This is a genomic window from Ruegeria sp. CF5, from assembly GCF_056537325.1.
Window position 1 is genome coordinate 500,699 of sequence record NZ_JBQFRI010000001.1, and the last position, 24,886, is coordinate 525,584.

20 protein-coding genes are annotated in these 24,886 nt (G+C 58.7%); 2 read left to right on the forward strand and 18 right to left on the reverse strand.

Annotation, left to right across the window (positions count from 1 at the left end):
• Positions 1-11: 11 nt before the first annotated feature.
• From ACR0NW_RS02345 to ACR0NW_RS02430, 18 genes are read right to left on the reverse strand one after another with little or no spacing between them, the layout of a single operon-like run.
• Complete coding sequence (locus ACR0NW_RS02345; protein ID WP_480449058.1) at positions 12-2,132, reverse strand: hypothetical protein; 2,121 nt, start codon at positions 2,130-2,132, stop codon at positions 12-14.
• A complete protein-coding gene (locus ACR0NW_RS02350) occupies positions 2,129-4,267 on the reverse strand; it encodes a baseplate J/gp47 family protein (protein ID WP_480449057.1) in 2,139 nt (712 codons plus the stop codon). The genes ACR0NW_RS02345 and ACR0NW_RS02350 overlap by 4 nt, the downstream gene beginning before the upstream one ends.
• A complete protein-coding gene (locus tag ACR0NW_RS02355; RefSeq protein ID WP_480449055.1) occupies positions 4,264-9,393 on the reverse strand; it encodes a baseplate J/gp47 family protein in 5,130 nt (1,709 codons plus the stop codon). The genes ACR0NW_RS02350 and ACR0NW_RS02355 overlap by 4 nt, the downstream gene beginning before the upstream one ends.
• Positions 9,390-9,836 carry a GPW/gp25 family protein gene (locus ACR0NW_RS02360; protein WP_480449054.1) on the reverse strand — a complete coding sequence of 149 codons (447 nt, stop codon included), beginning with the start codon at positions 9,834-9,836 and terminating at the stop codon, positions 9,390-9,392. Before ACR0NW_RS02360 ends, ACR0NW_RS02355 begins: the two co-directional genes overlap by 4 nt.
• Positions 9,837-9,840: 4 nt before the next feature.
• On the reverse strand, positions 9,841-10,137 hold the full coding sequence (locus ACR0NW_RS02365; RefSeq protein WP_170650590.1) for a PAAR domain-containing protein: 297 nt from the start codon (positions 10,135-10,137) through the stop codon (positions 9,841-9,843).
• Positions 10,137-10,778: a phage baseplate assembly protein V gene (locus ACR0NW_RS02370; RefSeq protein ID WP_480449053.1), complete on the reverse strand. Its 642-nt coding sequence runs from the start codon at positions 10,776-10,778 to the stop codon at positions 10,137-10,139. Before ACR0NW_RS02370 ends, ACR0NW_RS02365 begins: the two co-directional genes overlap by 1 nt.
• Positions 10,775-11,884, reverse strand: a complete 1,110-nt coding sequence (locus ACR0NW_RS02375) for a phage late control D family protein (protein WP_480449052.1) — start codon at positions 11,882-11,884, stop codon at positions 10,775-10,777. The genes ACR0NW_RS02370 and ACR0NW_RS02375 overlap by 4 nt, the downstream gene beginning before the upstream one ends.
• Complete coding sequence (locus tag ACR0NW_RS02380; RefSeq protein ID WP_480449051.1) at positions 11,865-12,569, reverse strand: CIS tube protein; 705 nt, start codon at positions 12,567-12,569, stop codon at positions 11,865-11,867. Before ACR0NW_RS02380 ends, ACR0NW_RS02375 begins: the two co-directional genes overlap by 20 nt.
• A gap of 3 nt (positions 12,570-12,572) precedes the next feature.
• Positions 12,573-13,625 (reverse strand): hypothetical protein, encoded by a 1,053-nt coding sequence (locus ACR0NW_RS02385; RefSeq protein WP_480449049.1) that lies wholly within the window; start codon positions 13,623-13,625, stop codon positions 12,573-12,575.
• A complete protein-coding gene (locus ACR0NW_RS02390) occupies positions 13,622-14,038 on the reverse strand; it encodes a phage tail protein (RefSeq protein WP_170650595.1) in 417 nt (138 codons plus the stop codon). The genes ACR0NW_RS02385 and ACR0NW_RS02390 overlap by 4 nt, the downstream gene beginning before the upstream one ends.
• Before the next feature lie 15 nt (positions 14,039-14,053).
• Positions 14,054-14,239 (reverse strand): DUF6760 family protein, encoded by a 186-nt coding sequence (locus tag ACR0NW_RS02395; RefSeq protein ID WP_480449603.1) that lies wholly within the window; start codon positions 14,237-14,239, stop codon positions 14,054-14,056.
• Positions 14,236-14,598, reverse strand: a complete 363-nt coding sequence (locus tag ACR0NW_RS02400) for a hypothetical protein (protein ID WP_480449048.1) — start codon at positions 14,596-14,598, stop codon at positions 14,236-14,238. The genes ACR0NW_RS02395 and ACR0NW_RS02400 overlap by 4 nt, the downstream gene beginning before the upstream one ends.
• A 12-nt stretch (positions 14,599-14,610) precedes the next feature.
• A complete protein-coding gene (locus ACR0NW_RS02405; RefSeq protein WP_170650596.1) occupies positions 14,611-15,051 on the reverse strand; it encodes a phage tail protein in 441 nt (146 codons plus the stop codon).
• A 22-nt stretch (positions 15,052-15,073) separates the two neighbouring features.
• A complete protein-coding gene (locus tag ACR0NW_RS02410; RefSeq protein WP_480449047.1) occupies positions 15,074-16,672 on the reverse strand; it encodes a phage tail sheath family protein in 1,599 nt (532 codons plus the stop codon).
• Between the two features lie 12 nt (positions 16,673-16,684).
• The gene (locus ACR0NW_RS02415) at positions 16,685-17,596 is read right to left on the reverse strand and encodes a hypothetical protein (RefSeq protein WP_480449046.1); all 912 of its coding nucleotides are present in this window, start codon (positions 17,594-17,596) and stop codon (positions 16,685-16,687) included.
• Positions 17,597-17,619: 23 nt separating this feature from the next.
• A complete protein-coding gene (locus ACR0NW_RS02420) occupies positions 17,620-18,243 on the reverse strand; it encodes a hypothetical protein (RefSeq protein ID WP_480449045.1) in 624 nt (207 codons plus the stop codon).
• The gene (locus ACR0NW_RS02425) at positions 18,240-18,845 is read right to left on the reverse strand and encodes a Pvc16 family protein (RefSeq protein ID WP_480449043.1); all 606 of its coding nucleotides are present in this window, start codon (positions 18,843-18,845) and stop codon (positions 18,240-18,242) included. The genes ACR0NW_RS02420 and ACR0NW_RS02425 overlap by 4 nt, the downstream gene beginning before the upstream one ends.
• The gene (locus ACR0NW_RS02430) at positions 18,842-21,256 is read right to left on the reverse strand and encodes an AAA family ATPase (protein ID WP_480449042.1); all 2,415 of its coding nucleotides are present in this window, start codon (positions 21,254-21,256) and stop codon (positions 18,842-18,844) included. The genes ACR0NW_RS02425 and ACR0NW_RS02430 overlap by 4 nt, the downstream gene beginning before the upstream one ends.
• 309 nt (positions 21,257-21,565) lie before the next feature.
• Between ACR0NW_RS02430 and ACR0NW_RS02435 the strand changes: the two genes are divergently transcribed.
• The gene (locus ACR0NW_RS02435; RefSeq protein WP_480449041.1) at positions 21,566-22,516 is read left to right on the forward strand and encodes a hypothetical protein; all 951 of its coding nucleotides are present in this window, start codon (positions 21,566-21,568) and stop codon (positions 22,514-22,516) included.
• A 496-nt stretch (positions 22,517-23,012) separates the two neighbouring features.
• Entirely contained in the window at positions 23,013-24,884 is a 1,872-nt protein-coding gene (locus ACR0NW_RS02440; protein ID WP_480449040.1) for an ExeA family protein, read from the forward strand.
• Positions 24,885-24,886 lie beyond the last annotated feature (2 nt).

Below are 24,886 nucleotides of genomic sequence, written 5' to 3' on the forward strand. Positions count from 1 at the left end.
TTACCGGGGCGTTAAGCCAGGACCAGGGTTCCATCGAGGTGCGCTTCGTCCAGAACTGGCGGGCCGCTATGGGCTGCGGATCCGACCGATGGCAGCCGCCACGCGCTCAACGCGCGACTACCTTCTTCGTCGAGAGTAAACAGTGCCTCGGGATCCGTTCCTGCGGTCACGGGATGCGCGCGTTCCAGCAACCGCGGCGGTTGGTGATCGCCAAAGACAAAGTTCAGACGGGTGTTGGCCGGCGCAAAATGACGGGCAATGTGTGTAGTGAACGGATCAAGACGCTCGTGTACGGCGTCACCACCTGACACCCGAACTGTGACTATTGCACTGCAGGACACCTGTGCTGTCAGGCTGAGGCACGCCTCTTTCAGGACCGCATCGCCGAGCGGCGTGCCGCAATTGCCCAGCGCAAGGGCCAATGGCTGGTGATATGCGGCGGCGGTTTCCCTTCCCAGACGCGCACCTGCAGGATCTCGTGAGTCGGGGAGCACCCAAACGTCCGGCGAAAGGCCACCATCCTCAATAATGAACCCTTCCGGAACAAGGCATTGCATCACACGCGCAAGTCCGGCGAGCGTGCCACGCAAACGCAGGATTTCCGGTAGTGCCCGCAGGAATGTCTGCCGGAGCCCGCTGGGAAGCCGTGAAAAGTCTGCATGACCCAGCCACCCAAGCAGAAAACCGGTCCACAAATCATCAGAATGGGCCGGATCGACACGACGGATGCCATCATCAATACGATCATCAATCTCGTCTGCCAGCCCCTGGAATGGTGCAAGCATTCGACGGAATTGCGCCTCGGAACTCGTACCGTTGCGATAGATCGCGGGCAAATTGTCGATCAGAGATCGGTTGGGGTAATAAACCTGCATACCGGCAATCCCGGCGGCGGGCGCGCAGGCCGGAGTAGACAGCTCAATGCGCAGCGCGATGTGTTCGGCGGTTTCGTGGCCAAGGTAATGTCGAAGAACGCTGGCCTTACCGTCGCCGAAATGCGTGCTGGCGGTTTCTTCCGACCAGCCAGTGGTCACGTGATCGCTTGAGGGATCGGATTCGAGCGCGGCGGTATAGACCGCAACAGCCGTTTGATCGGCCAGCACTTTGCTGGAAATACGAACGCGCGCGCCCTGTGGAAGCCATGCCTCGACATCTGCACGCAACCAGCCCGATCGATCCCCAAGAGGCGAGCGCAATACCGGCGAATAGTATGTGGAAGATTCAGCCTCGGCCGCACCGTGGACTTCATGCAACGCCAGAATGCGGCGCCCCGCAGACGCGTACAATGTTCCATTCGCAAACAAAAGCGCCGAAAAGGCGGACATCGGGTCGGCAGAAGTGATCCGGCGAACCGGTTCTGCCAGACCGCTTGCAATGGTGAATACGCCACCACCGCGATGGGCGAGAACAACCCTTTCCGGCCCTTCCAACGTCGCGGGCCCTGCCGGGAAATAACCCGGATATTGCAGGTCCGTCAGAATGTGCCCATCAAGCGCCAGGGCGACAATCCGCACGCCGTTCTCAGAGGCGACTACCAGATTGACGTACTCGCTGGTTTGCCATCGCAAGGCAGCAAGCAGTTCGAAATCCCCCTCGACTTGAGTCAGGACCTGGCTGCGCCCTTCCGGCCGAATCTGGCGAAGACGCATGTTTTCGCCGCGCGTCTCAACGACGATTGCGCCATCGCAGATGTCCTGAACTGCATCGGCCACATGCCAGTCTTGCGCGGTGAAATTCCCAGTGCGATCTCCGGTCCGGGTGTCGATACGTAAAATCGCACCGTTTGACACGATCCAACCGACTTGCTGACCCCAGATCAGCCGGCTGGATTTGGCCGCGTCCGAGGCTGGCAATGATGCTATTTGGAAGGCCTGTTCGTTATACAGCGTGAACACGGCCCCGTCTGACTGCAACCACAGCAAGCTGCCACAGGGATCGGCGGCCAAAGCCCGGATGGTTGTCGGATCGTTTTTCGAGCCTTTGTCACCCTTCGCGATTATTGACGCTTCCAGCTTGCCCGGGGCCACCAGCCCGCCGCCTGAGCCAGCGCCGAATAAAAAGTTCTCGGCATGCCCCAGACCCCAGTGCTGATGGGTAGAGAAGCGATATACTTTGTCGAGCGGATGGGTCATGTCGCCCCCCAATCACTCGGATAGCGTGCATGCACCGATAAGGAACCAGCACGGGCGATTTCGTTCGGGCGGAGTTGGGTCGGGTGGCTTTCTTCGCGTGAAAACTGAATTGCGCGAACATTCGAAACGCCGGATATACCGGACAGGATGGTTGCCAGCGGCTCGGTCGACAAGGTGCCACCGGTCTGGCTCCAACCCCGCACCGCATCTTCGGCAGCTGCTTTGATCACGCTACGGTCAGCTCCGGGTTGGACGGTGAGTTCGGCAGAAATGTCAATCCAAACAGGAATGTCTTCGGCACCATCGGCTCCGTCACGGATAACGTGAATGTCGACAGCACCGGCCAAAGCAATTCCTCGGTCACCTATCTGAATGTCATCGCGGCCGGGTGTCCGGCCAGTGGGACCGATACGGCAATCAGCAATGCGCGAGGCTTGGGGCAGTCTGGACAGAAGGCTTTCAATCTCACCCACTGTCACAACCCGACCGGGTTGCCACGGTGCAATTTCGGCGTGACGACGACAATCCCACAAGCGGGCGCGAAGCGTCATCTCGGCCTCAGCACGGAATGCCTGAACGTCCGTAGCGGGATCGACGATCACGGTCACGGAAATATCGACTGTGCTATAGATCGGAAACGAAACATAAAGCCTTTCACCCAGCAACCGCAAAGGCGCGAGGGCCCGTTCCGCCCGGCGCCGCAGCCGGAGCGACGGATGCCTCGGCACAGTGTCGGGAGTGCGCAACGGGATGAGCAGTACTGTCCGCGCCCCGGGTGTTTCCCTGCCATCAAGCCCCGGGCGGCGGCGCGCCGTCACCTGTACGTCGGCCAGCCCAAGTCCGGCGGCGAGCAGTGTTTTGCGAATTTCGTCAGCAGACAATAATCCGTTACGGGCTCGGCTGACGGAACGCGCCCGGGCGATAAGCGCGCGCAGATCATCACGGTTGCGACCACGGGTGGAGGCCGTGATATTGGTGCCAAATACAGTTCCCGCAATCGACCAGCGCAGGCCAGCGGCAACGGTCCCTTCAGCACCGCATGTTCGGCGGACGGGCCTGAGTTGTATCGGGGAACCGGGCGGAATTGTTCGACCATTCAGCCCGTTCCCAAAAAGCAGACCATTAGATGTAAGGCGGAAATGTGCATCCGCCGGACCGGATAGGGATAAATCTTCGGTAGCGGTCCAGTTGGTTTCTGTCCCGTTTGAACTTGTTACGACTGTCAGCTGCGTTTCGCGATCGACGATGTCATCCGTATCCAGTTTCACCAACTGATCGGGAAGCCCGGTGCCCTCTCCGATTACGCCCCCGGGATCATCCACGCCTTCTCGGGCGGGCAGAACGTTAAGCGCCAGCCGGGAAAGTCGCGCCAGACCGGGGCGGAACCCCTTATCAAGACGAATGCGCAATCTTTGTGCCCGGGTTGCAGTGTTCGGATAAAACAGTATGGCGCCACTTTTGCGCAAACCGCCGGTCAGGTCTTCTGTCTCCAGAACGTGCCAGAAATCGCCCGTATCATCTTGTTGTTCGACGGTTACGGCACCCCACTCAGTGTTTCCGTCTTCGGTTTCCATCTGCAAACCCAGTGAAACCGGACCAGCATCGGAAAGCGGTGTGATTTCGTGCTCCAATTCGATTTCCAGCATCGCGGGGCCGCCGCCTGAATAGGGATACAGGTCCAGCGGGTCGCGGCCTTCGGTCAGCCCCGTCCCAAGCTTGCGTCGGGCACCGTCCTGCCAGAGGTATATTTCGAGGATCCTGGGCTCGACGGTCCGAATATCGTGGGTCAGGGTAAAGCGGGCATCGTTTGCATCCGGGGAATGCAGCTGGGTTCCGGCACGCAGGCTGGTCACCGGCCCCCCTCTTTCCGGCCAGACCAGCATTTCTGCTGCCACTGGCCCTTGAGGGACGATGCCCATGACGCGAGTAAAGGCGGCGCGCAGGCTGTCTCCGACAAATCCGATGCGATAGATTTGCTGATCGGTCAGCCATGCCAGCAAATCAATCAGAGTGATGCCGGGGTCAGACAGGTTGTGGTCGGTCCAGTCGGGCGCATAGCGCGGAATTTGGCTGCGGCCATCCACGACCAATTGATCGAATTCAATGTCGTCCAGAACAGGGACAAAGGAAGTCATGTTTCAGCCTCCCCCAGTACCAGCACGCGGATATCCGCAGAGCTTGCGGTTGTAATGACCTCATTTGCGGCAATCTCGCCCAGCGCGCGGTCTCCGGGCATTTCAATTTCAACGGATTCGATCCGGTCAAGTGAATCGATAGCGGACAAGGCCCGGCGAATGTCGGTGGGCCAAAGCGCGCGCCCCGGGGGCCAGCCGCTCAGGCCCGGGCCGCCCCATACAGCGTGTAGGAAGGTTCGCAACTGTGCGGACGCCACCGTTTCCAGCGCCGCAAGCCCACCCGGTCGTGAATGGAGACGCACCGTGACCTTGACCGGCACGAAAACAGCCGACTGCACATCCAGACAGACCGTGCCCCAGGCATCGCTCATTTTTGCAGCTAGTACGCGTTTCAGATTTTCCCGCTGGGCAAGCGAATAAACCGGAATCCGGCTTTCCGACCGGGCAAGGACCGCAAGACGCACACTGCCACCATCCGTATCGGGAGCAAAAGCGCGAACCTGAACGATTTCACTGTCGGCATCACGGGCCTGCGCCTCAAGATCAGCAAGTGACAGGGCGGACCCGGCGTTACGCAGAGCTTCCGGCATGCGGGCAACCAGTTCCGGCTCGGTCGGCGGATGTGTACCTCCGGCGATGGGCGAAGGCGTAAGCGTCTCTTCCAGCCCTTCAACGGAACCGGTCAGCCGGGTATCTGCAAATGCTTGGGTTTCTACCCGCTGCCCGCCACTTTGATAGACGAAGGCGCGAATATTATCGCGTCCCGCAGGAGCGATGCGACCATTGCGGCCATTTCCGAAACGCAGTCGCCCATCCGGATTCAACAAATAGACCCGCGCATCTGCGGACTGGTTCTGTAGGCTGTCGACCTGCCGCCACAGTACCCATTTCCCCGGCAGATTAGGGGGATCGATGAGGACCTGGATCGGGCCTCTCTGATCGCCTTCGGCGTTCAGTTTTTCTATTTCTTCGGCACCGATGCGTTCACGAATGCGCAATTCAAGCGAGTTGGCCAACACCGGCGGCTTCAACAGCGTCAGTTGCAGGTCCGGCTCACCCGCTGATGAGGCAAGCAGTTCCTGCCGGACAGTTTCCGCCTGCACCACCCGTACACCGTTCAGCCAAATGCCGGTGATTTGCGGCTGCCAATCGGTAAGTTCCCGAACCCTCAGCCGCAACCAATGCAGGACCTTGCCGAACAGAAACACCTGCGCCGGGCGCTCAGTCACTGTGAATCGGATCAATCCGGTGCGATGCAACCCAAATGTCGGGTCCTCTTCGGCCAACGGCGCCGGTGCCCACGTGTTGTCAGGCCCAAGAGTTTCTAGAACCAGTTCTCCCTTGGCCGGATTGTCCAATGCGGCCACGAAAAGACTTGCCGAACCGGGTTCGAGAGGACGGGTGAGGCCGAGAAAAATAGCGCGACTTCCGTCTGCGCCTAACGGTTCGGCAAAGGCACCCTCGAACATCGCATATTCAGCCCCCTTCAGGCTGTTTGCAGAACTCTGGTCCAGATCGCGCAGATTGTTCCGGGCAACGACAAACTGGGGTAACGCGCCAACCGGCAGATCGAAAGCAGCCGTGACGCTGGCAACCTGGGGCGGATGCAGCTTGGACGTGTCGATCTCAACCGTCTGGGTATTGCCACCGTTACTGATCTGAACCTTGTATTCCGGCTGACCATAGTCTCCGGCGACAAGACGAGCGCGGACCCAATAGTCTTCTTGCCCACCGATCTCAGTTAGCGATAGATCACGCGGTACGGTGAACTGTACCCTGCCGCTGCGCTGGAAATCCGAAGTGGTGTCCAGAAAGCCCTGATCCAGCAACTTCCAGCCATCACCGTTGTAGTATTCCCACGACAGTTCCGGTTCCGCGAATTCGGATGAGAAGGAGTGGATGGTCAGAATCTCAGGGCCGCCATTTTGCGGAACGAGCTTCAGGAACACCTCGTTTGGCAGTGGTACGTTACCGCCCCAGTCCGGCAGGATCGCATGTTCGGAACCGGTGGTGTCGGTCAACAGCGGGCTGTCAGCAAGTCCCGGTTCGGAGAAATGTCCCGCAGCGATGGCGTCGGGGAAAGTCGCATTGCCAAGCTCGGCCAGCGTATTGTCGTTTTCGCTGCTCTGGGCCCCGGCGACAGTGCCAACCTGTTCAACCACGGCCCAGACGGCGGTTTCGATGTCACCGTCGGCGGGGTTCCCAAGCAGGTCATCCAGTCTGTCGGCGTCATTGACGGTCAACACGTCATCGTCGTTGGTGGCGGCCACGGTAAACAGCTCGAAATTCTGATCGGCCTGACTGGTGCGCACAAGTATCGTCCGCCCGATCAGAGCGGCCGGCGCAGTTCCGGTATCGCCGGTTAACTCACCGGAATTGGGTGAAGCGCCCTCGTATTCCACGTCGATTGTTGGCCCAGCGCGATACAGGTCCAGTGGAGGATCCCAATCCGCGTTTCCGCCAAAGGCATAAACCTCTTCCCCGGCTTCGTTCTTTCCGCGTTCAAGTCCGGGTGCGACAAGCGCGTCACCGGTATTGGCATCCGAAAAACCAACCAAAACATCGGTCAAACCAGCGCCCGACGCGGCAGGAACCGCCACCCAATGTTCCAGATCTGTTACCTGAACGGACGGGTTTACATGAAGGCTTGCGAACCGCTGATCCTGCGCCGGGAAGACGACACGCGCGCGCGGATCATCGGAGGTGGGCGGGAAAATCGCGCATACCGAATGCAATGGCGGATCATCAAGTGCCATGTCGGGGGTTGGCACGTGACGGGCAAACACGTCCCTTGTTGGTGCCCATTCAAAGACTTCTCCGGGTCCGGGGCCGTTGCGATACCCGATCACATGAGGTGCGACCAGACCCGTCTCAAGGCCCGGCACGATGCGCAGGCGGGTCGTGGCGGTAGTGCCTTGGGCATTTGCAGACTGGAAATCGTCGACATATCCAAACCCTGTGGCGCGATCGAATTCCCAGATATCAAGCGTGTCATCCGCCGGATAACCTAACAGCAAATGCCCGGCAGCGCCGCCTGTAAAGAACCCCGTGGGCCGGGCATTAACCGGCAAGATGACCCGATCGCCAATCGCATCCTCAAGCGGGTTCCAGACGGGATTGGTCCCATCAAGATTGATCGTCAGAACCCAAACATTTCTTGCGGCGTCAACCGTCAGATACAGTGCTTCGTCATCGGTCACCGAACCATCAATCAACTGCAGGACCGGCCGGTCCGGCACAGTCAGGTCCGGTGGTAGCGGCACCGCCTGCCAGTTGGAATTGGTAAACGCATACCCTGCATAGCGATTGCGGACGAAGGCAACACCACCCTGCCCTGCCGCGAGAATGAAGCCGCGATAACCTGCGGAATTTTCCAGTTTCTGAGGCGCCACCGCCAGTGCCAGAGTGCCCTCCTCGGCTCGGAAGCCGTCCGGCAATCCGGGCATCTCGTACCATTGTTCCAGTGCGGCAGAATCCTCGGCACTTGCCTGCGCGTCGCGCTGGATACGAATACGGCCGGTGAACACACGGCCTGACGTGCTTGCAGTGACGACAATATCGCTGGCCTCGTCATCGCCCGCACCGGCGATGGATCGGCCATATGCAACCGCGCCTGCATTCGGCTCCAACGGCAGCATATCGCTGGAACCATCTTCGGTCGGTGGACCGCCGAGATCGCGCCAGACCGTCCGTTCACCAGTCAGAATCAGCGCCTGAAGGCGACCGTTGAACCCGACACCATAGGCGTGACGCTCACCATCAAACCGGAAGGCCGCGGAAACCGACGCAAGAGTCGCATCCGTCAGGTGGAACGACAGCGTCGCCGTTGCACCCGGCTTGGTGAATGCCTCGGGCGCCGCCAGAGCAAACGTATCAAAGCGGCGCGGTTCCGCGCCAAACGGAAGAAAGGCCGTTGTCAGCGGCAAAGGCGTTCCGTTGTAGGCAATTTGCGCAACGGTTTCCCCTGACGCATCCGCTGGCTGCTCGGTCTTGATGCCCAGTTGAACTGTCTCCAACATCGCATCCCGGCCTGTCAACGGGTGCTCACCATCGGTTGGAACTATCGGGTCCTTGGGACGGACACGGATGAAACGGGCTTTCTTTTCGCCAAGGTCCAGTTCATCGGCTGGGCCAACCCAGGATTTATACAACCGAATGTCCTGTCCGGCGCCACCTGCAAGCGGAACCAGACGGTGCCAACGCGGCGCGTCCTCGGCCTCACCGGGGGCTTCGCGCGTACCCCAAAGCTCGAATTCCACCGAATTCGGGCCAAGAAGCGCAGCAATCGGCGCCGGATCAAAACGGAGCGTGATCGTTGCCGGTTCATTGACGTTCAACAGATCTACATCGCCGATATAAAGGCCATGTTCCTGCTGGTCAGGCATGCTGAACGCGTCAAGACGGGTCATGCGTTCGATACCGGCAACCATGGCCACCGGCAGACCGGTTTCCCCAACCGGCGTCACAAGCGTGGCAAGACCATCCTCGGAAAATGTTTCAACTTCGAGAAAAACCGGTTCAGCGCCGATCCTTTCGATGCGCAGCAAATCGCCGGGCAGGATGCCTATGGGCGGCTCGATGGAGATAACCGTGGCACCGGGGCCGGCAGAAGTCGCAAGACGGTAAGCTGGCCGGGGCGTAAGGTCAGGATCGAAGGATGATATCTGGGCAGGTGCTACCTCTAACCGATCCGTTGAAGGATCCGAGGTCGCAATCAGGCCGATCCGAGTGGGCTGTATAAGAATGTCTTCGGCTGTTTCGAATTTTGCGGCCTCTCCTGAGATGGTCGCGATCTCCAGCCCGGTTCGGGCGGCAGCGGTGACCGGCCCGGGATTGTCTTCTTTCAATGCAAAAACAGAAACACCGCGTGCCGCAGAGGGGCGCGGTGGCGCGACATCAAATAGCTCGAGGAACGCAAGGGCATCTCGTTGGGGCGTCTGGTCGAGCCTGCGCGTCGCCTCTTCGGCCAGTCTCGCGGCGATTTCAACGATCGCGCGATCGGCGCCTGTCTCTGCCGAGACCGCCCGCCAATCAGGTGCAAGGGCCGCAATGTCGCGCAACAGATCAGAGCGCAAATCACTGACGCGGCGGCCATCGACCTTGGGATATGCGGGCGAACGGGTCACGAAACCTCTTTGAAGTAGAAGGGATAGACATAGTTCCCGGTCTGGTTCGTCGTGCGGACGCGGTAGTCGAGTTCGATCTCAAGCTTGCCCTTGATGGCCTGCCCTGTGTGAACCTCGACGCGCAGCACTTCGATACGTGCCTCGAACCGGACCAGCGCCTCGCGCACGACGCGGCGAACTTCGGCAACGAGCGGAGACGAAATTGTCTCGAACGGAAGCTCATGGATTCCGCATCCGAAATCCGGTCGCATCACACGCTCGCCACGGGCCGTACCGAGGATGATGGCGATGGATTGCTCAACATCTTCCTCGCCCTCAACCATCTCCACGCGACCCCAACGACGGTCGAGCGTGACGCCCAGACGACCCTCGGGCAGTGTTCCAAAGCGCCAGCCGCGCCCGAGGAAAGGCGGATAGTCGGTTTCTGTCATCGATCGCGGCATATTTCTATCCAATCAATACGTTAGAGGCACCTTTGACGATGGTGTTCGGCGGGCCAGCCTCGACAACCTGATCCCCCAGGCGGGCAGCAAAGGAACCTTGAATTTTCACGGTCAGGGAACCGATGGCGACCGTTCCACCAACATGCGGAACAACACCGGTGACCAGCGGGCAGACATGGGTATCGACACCAACGCGCCAAGCGGGCTGTTTGCCGATCAGGACGGTCGTCGCACCTATTCCCGGCGCAAGCGGTGTACCGTGGCTGGTCTGATCTCCGAGGCGGGCGGCAGGTTGTCCCATCAGTTTATCTCCACCAATCCGGCTTCGATCTTGCAGCTTCCGCCACCGCTCAGCTTCAGCTGTGTCTGCGCCTTGATTTCAATCGTCGGGGCCGACAGTTCGATTTTGGTCTGTGCTTCCAAAGTCAGTGTGCCGTCCTTCATCGACACTTTGGTCCCCTGGCGGTCTTCAAGCGTCGCTTCACCGTCCTTCAGGAACAGGCGACTGCCATCGCTCATCTGAAGCTCGATTTCGGCGTCGGAACCATCATTGAAACGCAATTCATGCCGGTCTGGCGTTCGGATGACCCGAACCTCGTTGCTCTCATCCGACTGGAATTCCGGCGGGGGGGCGTTGCTGTTCCAAACTCCGCCCAGAATAACGGGGTGCGAGGCATCTTCTCCAATGAACCCGACAAGCACCTCATCACCTTCGTGCGGCCGGAACCATGTTCCCGTTTCATTGCCGACCATCGGCACCGCGAGCCGTGCCCAAAAGCTTGTCTCGTCATCCTGATGCAGTTCAAGCCTGACACGGATACGACCAAGACCACTGGGGTCATGATCGCCCTGAACTGTCCCAAAGGCGAGGCCCTTGGGATAGCCGCTGCCACGATCTTCCTCGCTGCCGCCACCGGCCATTATGTTGTACATATCGTTCATAGGGATGGCTCCTGTACGCTGAGGGTCGTGGTGAAGCCGCCTCCCGAAATGTCGTGAACAACCCCACTGATCCAGTAGGTTTTTGAAAATCCCCGTCCCAGCCCGTCGAAGGCGACGTTCATGTCGGGGCGCAGCTCCGGCAGGCCGATGCACTCGGCGCTGCCGGTCACAAAGTCCTGCGCACGCTCCTGCAATATCGCAAGCGCGCGAGCGTCAGCCTCTTCCTGTGTATGCACCCCCGACCGGACACGCAGGACCGGCTGAGCGGCCAACGCCCCGGCAAGGCGTTCGGGGCCGCTTTCATCACCCGGATCGCGGCCTTCTTCCTGTCCGCGCTCGGCGCGGCCAACAATCTGTTCCCCAGTGGTGGCGGATGTGCCGACAACCTCGACGGCCGCAATCTGCTTGGCCAGATTGGCTTCGGGTGAAAAGGTCGTAAGGCCCCCGCCCCACGGCAGGCTGATCTCGGCCGCGTGGTCGCGCCGACGCGGGCCGAAGTAAAGCTTGCGATCCGTAATGTAGAAGGTGGCCGAATTGCGCTCGGCCAGTTTTTCGAGGAATGCCATGTCGGTTTCCTCGTTCTGGTCTATCCGCGGCTTGGCAGGCGCCGTAGCGACGATTTCAGTGTCCAGGCCTTGCAAAGACGCAATGTCGGCCACGGCATCACTATCGGGAACGTCTTCCCAATTCCGGGTCTGTTTACCGATGGTGAGAGGGTACAACTTGTCGTAACCCGCGATCTCCAGCGAGGGCGTTCCCCCGGCCCCAAAGGTTGTCTTCAATTCGGTGACGGTTCCGACAATCACCGTTTCCAGCCGCGCCGGTTCGCCATAACCAAGCTTTACTTCAACCTCAGCTCCAAAGGCGAAAAGTTCAAGGAGATCAACACGCTCTTCGGTTTCACCGGCAACGAATTCGCGATGCTCCCAGTTGAATGCATTGGTGACCGTGATCGAAAACCGACCAGCGGTCTTTTCCTTCAGATCAACGTTTATCGAAGCAACCGTCAGGAACAGATCCCGCACCAGATCATCGCCGCCAACGGTGATAACAAATGCCGGTGCGAAGTAGTCAGAGTGCTTTTGTTCAAGCGTTTCGACGTCCACTGAGACTCTCCCTCGTTGCGAAACCTTCCAGCGGCGGAACGCGCATCACGTCTCCGGGTCGTAATGCCCGCAAATCCTCAACGCCGTTCTCTGCCGCAATTTGCCGCCAGAACCGGGCCTCGCCATATTCCTCGGCCGCGAGTTGCCACAGCGTGGCGGCAGTCGGCCGGAAACCTTCCACCTTGCCCAGCACCCGGCGTTTTGTTTTGTCGGCAGAGTTGCGGCGTGGATTTTCAAGCTGTTCCGAGATGGTCCGGTATTGCTTGAAGCTGACCGACAGTGTCGCGCGAACCGGTGTTCCGTCGCCCTGAAACATCGTGAAGCGTTGGCTGATCTTTTCCACGATGGCCCGGAAAGCAAATACGCCCCATTTGAACTCCACCCTCGGCGGCGCATGTGTGTCGGCATCGATAGACAGAAGATCGGTAAAACGTCGGGTGTCTTCTGATACATCACGACCGCCACCATCCGTGTAGGTGTCGAACAAAAGGTCCATCGACAGCAGTTCCGAATTGCCGTTGACGAATTGCAGGATCGGGTTCGACAGGCCGGGAACCGGAGTTTCCTGATAACTCGCACCATATTCCACCGCGTATTCGGTGGGGTTGAAGTGAACGGTTAGTTCCTGATCCTTGTTGCGGCCTTCGAGAATTTTGATCGTGGCCTTGACGAGTTGAGTTGCCATGACTCACCCCCTTCCCCGCCGTTCGCGTTCGATGCGAAGGCGTTTCTGGAAACGTTGCCAAAGCTGGGCGTCCAGCCGGGCAATGTCGATTTTCGGTTCTTGAGGTTTCTGGACGCGCCTTTGAACCTCGGGCTGACGTTCAGGTTGCGTTTGCCGATCCGGTGACCGGAACGTTCGTTCGGCAGCACTGCGCGACATGCGCGTTGTTGTCGGTTCGTCGGCCAGCGCGGCCGAGGGTTGCTTGGCAAAGAGCCGTTGGGCAGGTGTAGGAACGCTGGTTGGCGCGTCAGTTTGCTGAACCGACCGGGTTCTTGGTGCGACCGTTTCCCCGGTTGAAGGGAGGCTGCGCCAGTCTTTTCGATTGCTCTCAGTAATCTGCGCCTCACCGATCTCGACCGGCTCGACGCCAAGATTGCGGCGCGTGACTGTGCTGATGATGTGGCGCAACGCACGGTGTTCAGTTGTACCGTAGCGGCCTGTCCGTTGCTCGACTGCGTCGCCATGGACACGTGCAGCTTTACCGGTTCTTGACGGTCCTGCGTCTTCATCTTGCATCACAGCGCGGAAGCGGAGCTTTGACAGCGCTGCCGTCAATCGCCCATGGCGGGGTTTCGAAACCTCAGCAGATCGTGAATAGGACGGCGGCCCGGGCAACGCGCGGTGAACGCGTTCCAGCAGCGTCTCCGTATGGAAATAGGATGCCCTGACGCGGTGCCGGACCTTGTGCGTGTCCCAGGTTTCCGCGCGGTTTGTTGCAATGTTCGACTTCAAGGGCTGCCGTAGTCGCTCTACCGCAGCATTCCATTCATTCCAGATAACCGAGAACCGAGGCGACAGATGGAAATTCGCGACCGACAGGTTTATCGGCGCTTCGGAATGTTGCGCAGGCTGCGTCGGTTTTTCGACGCGGAAATGGCGATCAACCTCATGGATGTGTTCGCCGGAATGCTGCCCGGCACGACCTTGCCGATGCATCGGCCAACCCGTGACCACCACCCCAAAATCAGGTGGAACGACCAGAGGCCGCCGAGGTGATATCCGAGGTGCACGTGTCATTGACGGGTTAGTCCGTGATGGGCCAGTTCTACGGTCTCCACCGCGACGGCACTGCCAACAGCGTCAAGTTCCGGACCGGTCCATTTTGTCGGGAAGGCATCCGCACATACCCAACGCCACGCTTCTTCACCCGCTTCATCCAGCAGGATCACCGACACCGTGCGCCGTTCGATCTCACCGCGTACGACGTCCTCGTGCCAGTCCCAGAACCAAGTATCCAGAAGCCCTCTTTTCAGGGTCAGAGCTGTCTGCGTCGTCTTGATAGCCAGTTGAATTTCGTGATCGTTCACGCCGCCTTCCCGATAGGGTTCCAACTCGGTCGTCCGTTCCAGCCCGCCCACCGTCTGCACACCGCCGCGATCAAGGCCCTGAGCCTCAATCCGGAAGCGGAAACTGCGATGCGGGTCAGCCATTGCGGTAACTCCTGTCTAAAGCGCTGCCAGCAGATTTTGGTTCTGCGGGCCATCGAGACGGCGGTTGATGTTTGAAATCTCGGAACACCAGCGCCGCCTTTCGGCGTGGTCGAGGTCTAGAAGCTCTGCACTCGACCAGTGAAAGTGGAACGCGATAAAGGCCATCTCCTGGTAGAGCTCACCGAGGGGATAAAGCCTCAGACCTCCCCCACCAGACCGAACCCTTCCGGCCGCCCGACCGCTTGCTGGCCATGATCCGGCAGATCAGCTTCGCCGTCATTGAAGGTCTCGTAAAGCGCCTGAAGGTAATTCAGATCAGACGCAAAGAACCCTTCGACGACCTTGGTGTTGATGTCGGGTACAGACCCAAGTCGGGTCACAACACGCGACAGAACGATGATTGCCAGATAGGCAGGGTTCTGTTTCACCCGTGGGTCTTTCAGGGGAAGGATCTCGTCTGCTGCTGTGGCCAGGCGCATGGTGCCGTCGCGGTGCAGATTTCCGTCGCCGTCAAGATAACCTTTGGGCAGCGAAAACTCGATTTCGGTCTGAAACGCCATTTAGTTGCCCTCCTATTGAATGCGGCGGATGCCTTCGTTGGTCAGTTCCAGCGTGTCGATTGCAACCTCGTTTCCAGTTGCGTTGAGGTCGAAAAAGTCCAGCTTGGTCGGCCAGCAGTTCACGACCTCAACAGCTACGACATCTTCGCCCGCCTCGTTCTGGACGCGGATCACTACATTGCGCCGCGCATCGTCCAGAGGCGTCGCATCATCGACGACCAACTGATGCCAGTCGGTAAGTTCCGTGCTGTCGGTGATGCCCCACTTGAGCGTGATGTTGGCGTATTTGTTCAAACCGTTGAGCTTACGAACCGTCGTAATGTCCGTGCCTTCGCGGTATTCGATGGGTTCGTTCGAAGCGTCGCCGACAGCGACCTCGGAAAACCCGGCCTGGTCGATGCCCTCGATCTCCAACCGATAGCGGAAATTTCTGAGCGGGTCCTTACGTGCCATGTCTTAACCTCCTGACAAAGCGTCAGCTTTTGGCTTCGATGGTTTTCTGGAAAACGCGGAAGATAACAAACTCCGCGGGCCGAACCGGCGCGATGCCGATCTCGACGATGAGTTGCCCGTTGTCGATCTGCGACTGGCTCATCGTGTCGAACCCGACCGCGACCGAAAACGCCTCTTCTTCCTTGGCGCCGAACAGCGCGCCCTCGCGCCACTGAGCCCGAAGGAACAGCGTGATGGTCTGCTTGACGCGAGCCCAGAGTTGCTGGTCGTTCGGCTCGAACACCACCCATTGGGTCGAGTTGTAGATCGACGCTTCAAGAAAGATGAAAAGCCGCCGGACCGAGACGTAACGCCAGAGCGGGTCGGACGATAGCGTACGCGCACCCCACATCCGGATGCCTCGACCGGGGAAACGGCGGATACAGTTCACACCCCGGGGGTTCAGCACCTCCTGTCGACCGGTATTGATGTCATACTCCAGGTCGATCGCGCCAGCGACAGGCACATTGGCGGGGGCTTTCCAAACTCCGCGCGTGTTATCAGTCAGCGCGTACATGCCGCAAGCTGCCGCGCCGGGCGGGATTTTGGTTTTTACACCGGTTTTCGGATGTGGCGTGAAGTACCATGGGTAATAAAAGGCACCGTATTGCGTATCGATCCGGTTGCGTGGGTTTAGCCGATCATCTGAAACAGCGTTCAGATTCGCTGCGGAATCCAACACCGCAAAGCGGAAACGATTTCGTTCGCAATGGGTTACGATTGCTTGCTGAATCGCCGCACTTGCATCGTCGGTATTGCCGATGCCGGGGGCATGGATGATGGCCACGTCCCGGTAGGCGTCCAGATTCAGCGCGGCGAGGCCGCGAAATTCCAGCGGATCGTCAAAGACATTGCCAGCATCGTCCTTGTCCCCGTCGAACTGAACCGACGTCACCGGATCGCCATCATCGCCGTTTACCATGAAGCCTGATATGACGTCCCCATCACCCGGCTGCGTGGCGTTCTCATCGTCCACTTCCAGCGTGATAAGCGCCGAGGTGGTATCCGAAATCATCTTTTTCCAGTAAGCCGGACTATCCGGATCTAGTGACAGATCGTCGTATTCTTCGACTGCAGCAGGCGGCGGCAGACGTTCGTCACCACCCTGTTCAAACGGATCAAACAGATCCGCCGGATCGCCACGGGTCCAATAGGCGACCTGCAACCGGAAGCCTACCGGCTCCAGCGCGTCGCCCGCATCATTCAGCTTCTGCGTGGTCGAGCGGGTGATACGCACAAATATGCGGTTTCCAAAGCCGCCTGGGCCGCTTGCTTGTACTGTGTAGCCGTCGCTGTCGAATTCCGCGCGCACGGCGTTCGGGCCGCAAATACGCGCGATGTAGACCCGACGGCCGCCATTGTCGAAGAACGCCTTGATGCCAAAGGGCAAATATTTGTCCGGGGCGAATACGTCTCCGAAAAGTCTCAGGTATTCACCATAACCGGTAACAAGCCGCGGGCGGGTTGGCCCACGTTCGGTTTCACCGATAAAGGCTGCGGTCGAGGTCGCGACACCTTCGATAGGCTTGGGACCACGTTCGATTTCCTCTACAAAAACCCCGGGGGCAAGATATTCGGGCATTTCAGATCTCCTTTATGCCGCGTTGGGGGCGGCCTCGCGCTCGGCCAGAGCGTCGGCGATCGCCTTAACGAGATTCTTGGACAGTGCGGCGTGATCGGCCTCGGCCGACTTCAGTGCCGCCTTTGCATTCTCAAGCTCCACGCCCGCGCGGACGGCGGCAGTGCGCTTTGTTTTGAAGTTCTTCCAGGCCGCGACGATCACGGGCTCCAGTTCGTCAGGCGAAACTATGGGCGGCGGGAATTTCAAAACCTTGTGCAGAAATTCCTGATCCGCCAATTCCGGGAAATCGCCAAGGGCCAGTCGCCAATAGGCTTCGCCGCGATTTGGACCGTTGCGCAGTTCCTTGATGGTAGCCATCAAACCCTGCGCCTGCTTCAGTCGCGCACCCACGCTTTGGGCAGGTTTGCGCCAGACGTCCAGTCTGATTTTGGCGGCGGCAAGTTCTTTCTCAGCGTCTTCGACGGCTTTTTCTTTGTCTTCGACAACCGCCTTGGCATCGTCCATTGCGGTCTTGGCGGTGTGGAGTGCTTTTACAGCGTCCTCTTCGATTTTTTCGATTTCATCCAGCGCATCCTGACCCAGTGCCGCCTTCAGGGAATTACGCAGCTTCTCGGTTTCGGAGTTCAGATATTCTTCGTCCGCCTTCAGCTTTTCATAGACCTCTTCCGTGTACCCAGCCTTGGCAGCATCAACTTCGGCAATCAGCTTGGTCAGGTCGGCAATGTCGTCCTCCACCTGAGCTGCGGCCGCCTCGGGGCGCTTTTCCAAAAGCGCCTTGAGGATATCGGACAACCCCAGGGGCTCATCCGTGCCTGTCTCTGACCCAGTGGTACCCTCGGTGGTTTCACCACTCGTTTCCTCGGCCGGAGTTGCAGCTTCGGTTTCGGTTGCCGCGTCTGTCTTGGTCTTGTCATTGTCACTCATGGCATCCTCCTGGGGATCTGGGTTCACGGGATCACCACGTTCACGGGCGGTGCCCATGTCTGCAGGTCTTTCACTTCATCAAGCAGTATGGCCGGCACTCCAGCCACACCGGGCAAACGCAGAACCACGTCGGCTATCAGCGGCACCGGGCGCGGGTCAGCGTTCAGGTCAGGCGAAGGTGGGCGCAGGCGCAGTGCAAAATTCCCACGTTCATCGGTTTGCGTACGGAAGGGGTCGGCAATGTCGGCAATACGACCTTCGACCAACTGGCCCTGAACCGGTTCACCTGCATGAGACACAGAGCCCCTCACCAACATGGTTTCGCCATCCCGGATCGCATCGGGTCTGCGGATCAGGCGCACAATGCGGGCATCTCGATCCTGCGGCATATCCACCGGGAAATCCGGCGGCGTGAAGTAACCGGCGCGCGAAGGATCAAGTCTGATAATGTATTGCGGCTTTGCGACCAAACGCTCAAAGATTAGGTTTCCGGAGAGCCCGCGTTGCGCCTTTGCCGCCTGCGCCGGGATCGTTGCAGTCACGCCGCGCAGGATTGGCAAGCCGGTGAAATCATCAACCGGCGTCACCACCACGTCCAGCGGATAGACGCCCTGATCAAAAGGATGGATGGCAAAGTTGTGGGTCATGGTGACCCCTCCAGCCCTGCGCTTGCGCGGTAGTTGCGGGGCGCTGCGGATTGCCCGAACCCAAGCCTGCGTTCTTCAATCGGCACACCGCGCATCACATCACCGGCTTCGATGAACACCGGAGAGGCGAGGTAGACGACAGAGGTCACATAGCTGGAACTGACAAAAAGGCCCCAAATGCGGCTAAGTTCCTCCATTGGATAAGGCTCGGCTGTAAGCCTCACGTCCTGATCCGGAAGAAGCGCCCCACCAAGTGTCGGGTTCGCGTGGATTCCGGCGATAATTTCACCCAGGCGCTCCAACTCACTTGGTTCGGTCGCGCCTTCGGGACGAAAAACGCTGATGAGATAACGGATATCCATCGGCAGCGCATTGCGCGGTCGCGGGTCCGGGTCGTCATTCCTGCTGTAACGCTCGGAATTGCGCATCTCGGGATTGGGAACCAGATGAAACGGGAACAGCGATACGATGCGATCACCAACCTGTCCCTTTGCAGGCGGCCCGATAAAGATCAGGTCATCTGGTGCGCCCGGAACTGTCAGCGACTGATGCACCAGCTTCTGAAACGCACGCGTGGTCTGACTGATCGCATTGGTGCTCATGCATGCGCCTCCCGTTCAGTGGCACAATCGTTCCAGGCAATCGATTTCTCGGTACTGAACATGCCGTTCTTGATCAGTTCGGCGCGTGTGGCCGTCATCACGTGGCGCATGTGGATTTCTTCACAACCGGCTGCTGCGGCATGGAATGCGGCATTGACCGCGATGGACTGAATAGAACCGCCGGACAAAGGCAGACGACGGGCAAGAAAGGCCGTGTCCACATCTTCTGCGCATTTCGCAGTGTCGGGAATTGCGACTTGCCAGATGCGCTCACGCTCTGCTTCGGCAGGCATGGTGAAGTCGATGCAGAACCGCAGTCTGCGCAGGAACGCCGTGTCGATGTTGTTCTTTAGGTTCGTGGTCAGGATCACTAAACCTTCGTAGGCTTCGATCCGCTGCAGCAGGTAAGCGACCTCGACATTCGCATGGCGGTCGTGCGCATCCTTGATCTCGGTTCGTTTGCCAAACAGCGCGTCGGCCTCATCGAACAGCAGCACGGCCGAGGCGGCCTCGGCCGCCGCAAAGCAGGCGTCGATGTTCTTTTCGGTCTCACCAATGTATTTTGATACACAGCGGGACAGTTCGACCTGCATGAGTTCGACACCAAGCGCCCGGGCAATAACCTGTGCGCACATGGTCTTGCCCGTCCCGGACGGGCCCGAGAACAACGCACCGACCCCTCGCCCATATGGCAAACGCGAGGCAAATCCCCAATCATCCAACACCTGAGCCGAATGGCGCACGTGATCGGGGATGCTGGCCACCTGCTGCCGAACCGTCTCGGACAAAACAATATCGTTCCAGCCAAAAATTGCAGGCGGGCGGCGAACGGTCTCAGGTGCGTGACGCGCTGCAACTGCGCGCGCGGCATTCAGGATGAGTTCTTCGTCCGTAGCGTCGGAACCCAGCCGGCAACGACCGGCGGCCATGCGTGTGACGGCATCAATGTCAGCTATCGGCAAGCGTAGCGTTCCACCCAGCCTGCGCGCCTGATCCGAGGTCAATGACAGACCGTGATCTGTCGCGGCCGATTGCCAACGGCGTACTGTGACGGCAATTCCGGCACGGTGCACTCGCAAGGCAACCGCGTCTCCGCCAACCGGGGCTGCGTGCGATCCAACAACGATCACACCCGGCAGCAGATCCGAGATATCGGACCCGAAAAAGGCTGCGCGCTGATTTTCCGCGAGAGCCTCAGAGTTTTCGAACACAACCACGGCGTTGTTCAGGCATGCAGTCAGGCCGCAATCGGCGATCCGATCACCAAAGCCGTCACCCGCCAGTGCCTTGCAATCAATGCGTAACACGGCAAAACCCGCTGCACGCACAGCTACCGAGACTTCATCTGCCGTTGCCGGGCCATCGCCAACAGCCAGGATCGTAGGTTGGTTCGCCACGCCGAGCATACTGGCGATGGCATCGGCCAGTTCCTGCTGCGGTGGCAGCCCCTCGTCCTGTAGACGCCAGCCCGTTCCCTGCCGTCGCCGCGCGCCGATTAGCTGCGTCAACAGAACATTCGAAGCCCGGTAACCTGGCTGGGGCGCGTCCCCATCATCATGGCGGATCGCCCGCAGGCGCGCGAAAAGGCGGCAACCTGCCATCAGAGCGGCCACATCGGCACCGATATAGTCGGGCCCAAGCAGTCGCGCCAATGTTGTGGCGTTGGGACGGGGCGAGGCATAATCGTTTTGAAGAACACCCACCGCTTGCGCATATCGGTAGTCAAGATCAGGCGCGGCAACCAGGCACAACAGACGGATTTCCTGCGGATCCTGCGCCACGACGCCCAGCGGGCTGGATTGCCAGGTTTTGGCGGAAAGCAAAGCGTCGAACCGCCTGGATACCTCGTCCCGGGTCGTGGGAGCGCCGGCGGAAAACGTTTGGGCAAGATGGGTTACGTCGCCGATCCAGGCCGTTGACATCTCCGAACCGCGCGCCTCGGCCAGTTCGGCCAATGCACTTGCAAAAATGGCGTCGAGCCATGCAACGACCGGTGCCAGCACCGAGGTTTCTGAACTCCGGAAATGCGGCAACGAACAGGGTGCATGGTTGGGTGTATCCAGCCCAAGCGAAAGCACGCGTGGCGGCGGAATGTCAGTGCAGAGGCGAATTGCCGCCCGCAGACGCGACCGGTCAACCTGACGAAGCGCGATCTGAATGTCCGGCTCCTCCGAAGACATGAAGATAACTGCAACACTGTCGGATTTGGGCTGCAGCTCGGGACGCTCAATACCGTCGCGCGCCTCAAGTATCACAACGATGTTTTCGTCACTTTCCATCAGGTTTACAGCCTGAGAGTCGTCGGTCATCAGGCTGACATCAAAGTCCGGATCATCGCGCAACAAGCTTGAAAGTCCCTCGGCGAAAACCCGACGTTCGAATTGACCTATCAGGACGCGGATGTGTGGCATCGTTTCCCCCGAAGCGCAGTACTTTCAGGATTGCCGCGGGGCGGATTCAGCGTGAGTCCCCAAGGTCACGGAAACGACCTATGCCAATGGGAGGAAGTTTTTGGGCGCGTATAGGCCGTTTGTCACGGGCCTTGCCTTTGTTTCGGAACGGCCGACGTCAAATTCCGATGACGCGACTGACCCATGATCAGGCCAAACGGTGACCCTCAGAACAGTTCAGGCATTTGTTTGCCATACGGCGTTACGTTCGTACCATTCGCACCAACGATGTATGATGACTTGGCGAACCTGATTCAGGGGATGTGCGACATGCAGAATTCATTGATACGACGACTTGTAAAAACCGCCACCGGTTTGAGCGTGGCCATAGTTTTGTCTTCGACTAACGCATCTGCAGATCAAAGTGATGCCGAGAAGGCCTTGGAAACATTCAATAGCGCAATGCTTTCGATATTTCATCGCGGTCAGGATGAACTTACTGCTGATACGCGGCCCATCATGGTGATTGCTCGCGACGTTACGGTAATCTCGAAAGATGGCGAGGCTAGCTACCCAAGGAATGCTCCGCGCTATCAGCATCTCAAATCCGTAACGCATGTGCTTTTGGGTATCATCGGTGCTGTTACGCCATGGCCGGAAGGTACTGCAGACGAAGAACGCTGGAAACGCGAATTTTCAAATATTTCGACGGAAATCGATACGGTTCTTGCTGCAATTGGTGATCTCGGCCTGCCGGAAGATTCACTGGTCAGCCAACGGGAGATGCTTGAGAAGGCGCGCGCTTTCACAAAAAATGCAGTTAGCCGGAATGAACTAACCCGCGAAGCCGTCTTCAAAGTTATCAACGACATCCGCCCGATATGGGCACAAAACATGCGTGAAGCCGCGCGCGCTGAATTGATCGCTCTCCACGCCGCCGTATCCGACGCGCGTGCCGCGATGAGTGATGATGATTGGGCATCGATGTACGTGGTACACCACGGGGGCTCCAGTGTGGAAAACGTCAACGTTGTACTTTTGTACCTGCAGCGTGTGATGCCGAATAAGGTAGCGGCTGGTCAGGTGATGTTTGCAGAAAACGCACATGGAAAAGACGCGTTGGCCAGGCATGTCGGCTATGTGAGGATGCAACGGAACGTCGGCGCGTGGGCATTCGGAGACCCGGGGCGGATGGAAGTCGATCTTTTGGGGTATGAGGCTGGTTCCATTCTGGACGAGATGATCCAGGCCTCTCCGCAACTGGATGCTGTCTCCAGATGAAGGCACCAACGTCAACACCGTCCCCGAAACGTCTGTTCTGATTAGGAAATTAACTGAATATACTTAGCCGGGCCGTGAAACGTTGATTTTCAAATGGCGGTCAGGTGACCGAATTGAAGCCGCCAACCATTAACCGTTCCGCTCGGAATGATCGGGCAATTTCATCGGAAGAACGGCGTGGCGTAAAATTGTCATGAGAATTCCGACCCGGCCATGGAAAAACTGACATTTCGCTTCGATTTGGCTAGGTTACACACAGGGATGCTGCCAGAATGATCTGGCATCGATGCCAACGAACCCTATGGTTTCGCGCCGTCTGGCAAATTCATGTTTCCGGGGATCAACAGCAATCCTCTGGGCGACTGAAATACACGGCGAACCGGGCGCGTGGGCTCGACCAAATATAGGTTTTGCGTTATGTAAATAGTTATCCAGGGTTGTTATGTATCTCGATTGTTTCGATCTTGCGCACAGGCCGTTTGCGATCACACCAGACTTGGACTTTACGTACTGGTCGGAAAATTACAGGCGTGCCTTTGACACGATAAAGGTCGAGCTACTCCGGAATGCGCCCGTTACGGTGCTGATCGGGAAAACCGGCGCAGGCAAGACGCTTTTGACAAACGCGCTGAGCAACGATCCTGATATCCTTCGAAACCACCATATTCTGCTGATGACCAATATGCTTGGCAATGCCGCCGACATTCGGCAGCGGTTGATGGTTGCCATGGGTAAAACTGCGACCAGTTTACCTGCCGAGATCGAAATTGCACGGGGTCTGGACGAAATCAGAAAGGCGGGGAAGACCCCTCTCATCATCGCAGACGAGGCGCAAAACCTGTCTCCTGAAGGGTCCGAGGTACTTGGCACCATTTCAGACGGTAGCAGTTCCGGTCCGGTGCCCATTCTGCTTGCCGGTCAGGCCGAGCTTGGCGGCCTTCTGAGGCAACTGGGCTACCAGACGCTACGGAAACAGATTGGCGAAACAGTCCAGTTGCGGGATTTGCCCGTTGGTGAAATCGAGGCGTACATCCGCACTCGCCTGACACGAGCAGGCGCAAAAAATGATCTGTTCACAGCGGATGCAGCGCAATATATCCACAAGAAAGCAGGCGGAATTCCACGCCTGATCAACAAGCTATGCGAAGCGCTGCTGTTTCTTGCCGCGCAGGAAGACCTGAAGGTTATAGACCATCCTGCCGCGCAGCGGCTTTTCCACCAATGTATTGACCCTATAACCCTGGCACTCCGGCTGGGAACCGTTGAACGGGTGATTTTGCCGGAACCCGGCGAGGTAGTCAGCGCGCCGGTGTCGCCTTTCAAGGAAAAGGTGGAGGTGCCGAGGGTTCTGAGGCAGGCACGCGCCCATCCCGTTGAGGCGTCACCACTGGCTCTGAATGACCCGGTCGTTCCGGCGCGTGCGCCGCGCAGAAGGCTGGTCGTGGCGGGATTTTTTGGTTGTCTGACTGCCGTGATCGTTTTCCTGAACCCATGGGTACAGACTCTGCTGACCAATGGCCTTCCAATCAGACCCACGCCAGAGAATGTCGCGACCGTCCCGGAAGTTGCGCCGGATCAGGACGAAGTTGCTGTGACTGAAGCGCAGCCGGTCGGGGAACTTGCAGCAGGAGCCCTTGAACCCAACCCGGAGCCTGCCCCACAGCCGGTGCGAGGTCTGTCAGAGACCGCACCCCTACCCGCCGAAACCTCCACGCCCACGACTCCATCAACTGCCCCGCCCGGCCCCTCACCCAAGACACCGCCGGATAAGGCCAAACTGACCGCGGGCACGAGTTCAGAGCCGGTTACCTCTATTGCTGGGCCTCTGCCAGCTACCAATAGCGAAGCAGAGGATCTGTCCAATCTGGTCAAACCGGTTGCAGCTAACCCTGCGCCCGAGGCTGAAGACTATTTTCAGGATGCGTTGAACAGCGTGGATACCCGAGTCATGGCAATTTTGTACACTCGGGCTGCGTTACGGGGGCATGAACGCGCAGCGAGGTATCTTGCACAGATGTTCGAAACCGGTGATGGGGTCGTCTATGCACCGTCTGTAGCAGCGCGTTGGCACAGTTTGGCCAGCGGAGAAGGAATAATGGGCGGCACAAGTACGCTCCAGCCGGAAACAACACCTACTCCATTGTTCTCAGAAATGAATTCAGAAGAACTTGAACTGATCTGGGAAGGCGAAGCGCCCGCTTTCACGGTCGAAATCGCAAGCGATACGGGTCAGGTTTTGGGGCGGTTTGATACCTCACTGACTGCCGCCCGGTTGCGCCCCCCAGATGCCGCAGCGGTCTGGAGAGTTACAAGTATGGGTACCGCACCAAGCGACTGGCAGATTATTGAAGGTAATAGCCAGCGCTAAAG

What these genes read in the sequence shown, in the direction of transcription:
- ACR0NW_RS02360 (WP_480449054.1), bottom strand. Translation starts at nt 9,836, where the DNA reads ATGCCGCGATCGATGACAGAAACCGACTATCCGCCTTTCCTCGGGCGC.
- ACR0NW_RS02385 (WP_480449049.1), bottom strand. Translation starts at nt 13,625, where the DNA reads ATGACACGTGCACCTCGGATATCACCTCGGCGGCCTCTGGTCGTTCCA.
- ACR0NW_RS02425 (WP_480449043.1), bottom strand. Translation starts at nt 18,845, where the DNA reads ATGAGCACCAATGCGATCAGTCAGACCACGCGTGCGTTTCAGAAGCTG.
- ACR0NW_RS02410 (WP_480449047.1), bottom strand. Translation starts at nt 16,672, where the DNA reads ATGCCCGAATATCTTGCCCCCGGGGTTTTTGTAGAGGAAATCGAACGT.
- ACR0NW_RS02430 (WP_480449042.1), bottom strand. Translation starts at nt 21,256, where the DNA reads ATGCCACACATCCGCGTCCTGATAGGTCAATTCGAACGTCGGGTTTTC.
- ACR0NW_RS02400 (WP_480449048.1), bottom strand. Translation starts at nt 14,598, where the DNA reads ATGGCGTTTCAGACCGAAATCGAGTTTTCGCTGCCCAAAGGTTATCTT.
- ACR0NW_RS02365 (WP_170650590.1), bottom strand. Translation starts at nt 10,137, where the DNA reads ATGGGACAACCTGCCGCCCGCCTCGGAGATCAGACCAGCCACGGTACA.
- ACR0NW_RS02415 (WP_480449046.1), bottom strand. Translation starts at nt 17,596, where the DNA reads ATGAGTGACAATGACAAGACCAAGACAGACGCGGCAACCGAAACCGAA.
- ACR0NW_RS02370 (WP_480449053.1), bottom strand. Translation starts at nt 10,778, where the DNA reads ATGAACGATATGTACAACATAATGGCCGGTGGCGGCAGCGAGGAAGAT.
- ACR0NW_RS02405 (WP_170650596.1), bottom strand. Translation starts at nt 15,051, where the DNA reads ATGGCACGTAAGGACCCGCTCAGAAATTTCCGCTATCGGTTGGAGATC.
- ACR0NW_RS02435 (WP_480449041.1), top strand. Translation starts at nt 21,566, where the DNA reads ATGCAGAATTCATTGATACGACGACTTGTAAAAACCGCCACCGGTTTG.
- ACR0NW_RS02390 (WP_170650595.1), bottom strand. Translation starts at nt 14,038, where the DNA reads ATGGCTGACCCGCATCGCAGTTTCCGCTTCCGGATTGAGGCTCAGGGC.
- ACR0NW_RS02350 (WP_480449057.1), bottom strand. Translation starts at nt 4,267, where the DNA reads ATGACTTCCTTTGTCCCTGTTCTGGACGACATTGAATTCGATCAATTG.
- ACR0NW_RS02380 (WP_480449051.1), bottom strand. Translation starts at nt 12,569, where the DNA reads ATGGCAACTCAACTCGTCAAGGCCACGATCAAAATTCTCGAAGGCCGC.
- ACR0NW_RS02345 (WP_480449058.1), bottom strand. Translation starts at nt 2,132, where the DNA reads ATGACCCATCCGCTCGACAAAGTATATCGCTTCTCTACCCATCAGCAC.
- ACR0NW_RS02420 (WP_480449045.1), bottom strand. Translation starts at nt 18,243, where the DNA reads ATGACCCACAACTTTGCCATCCATCCTTTTGATCAGGGCGTCTATCCG.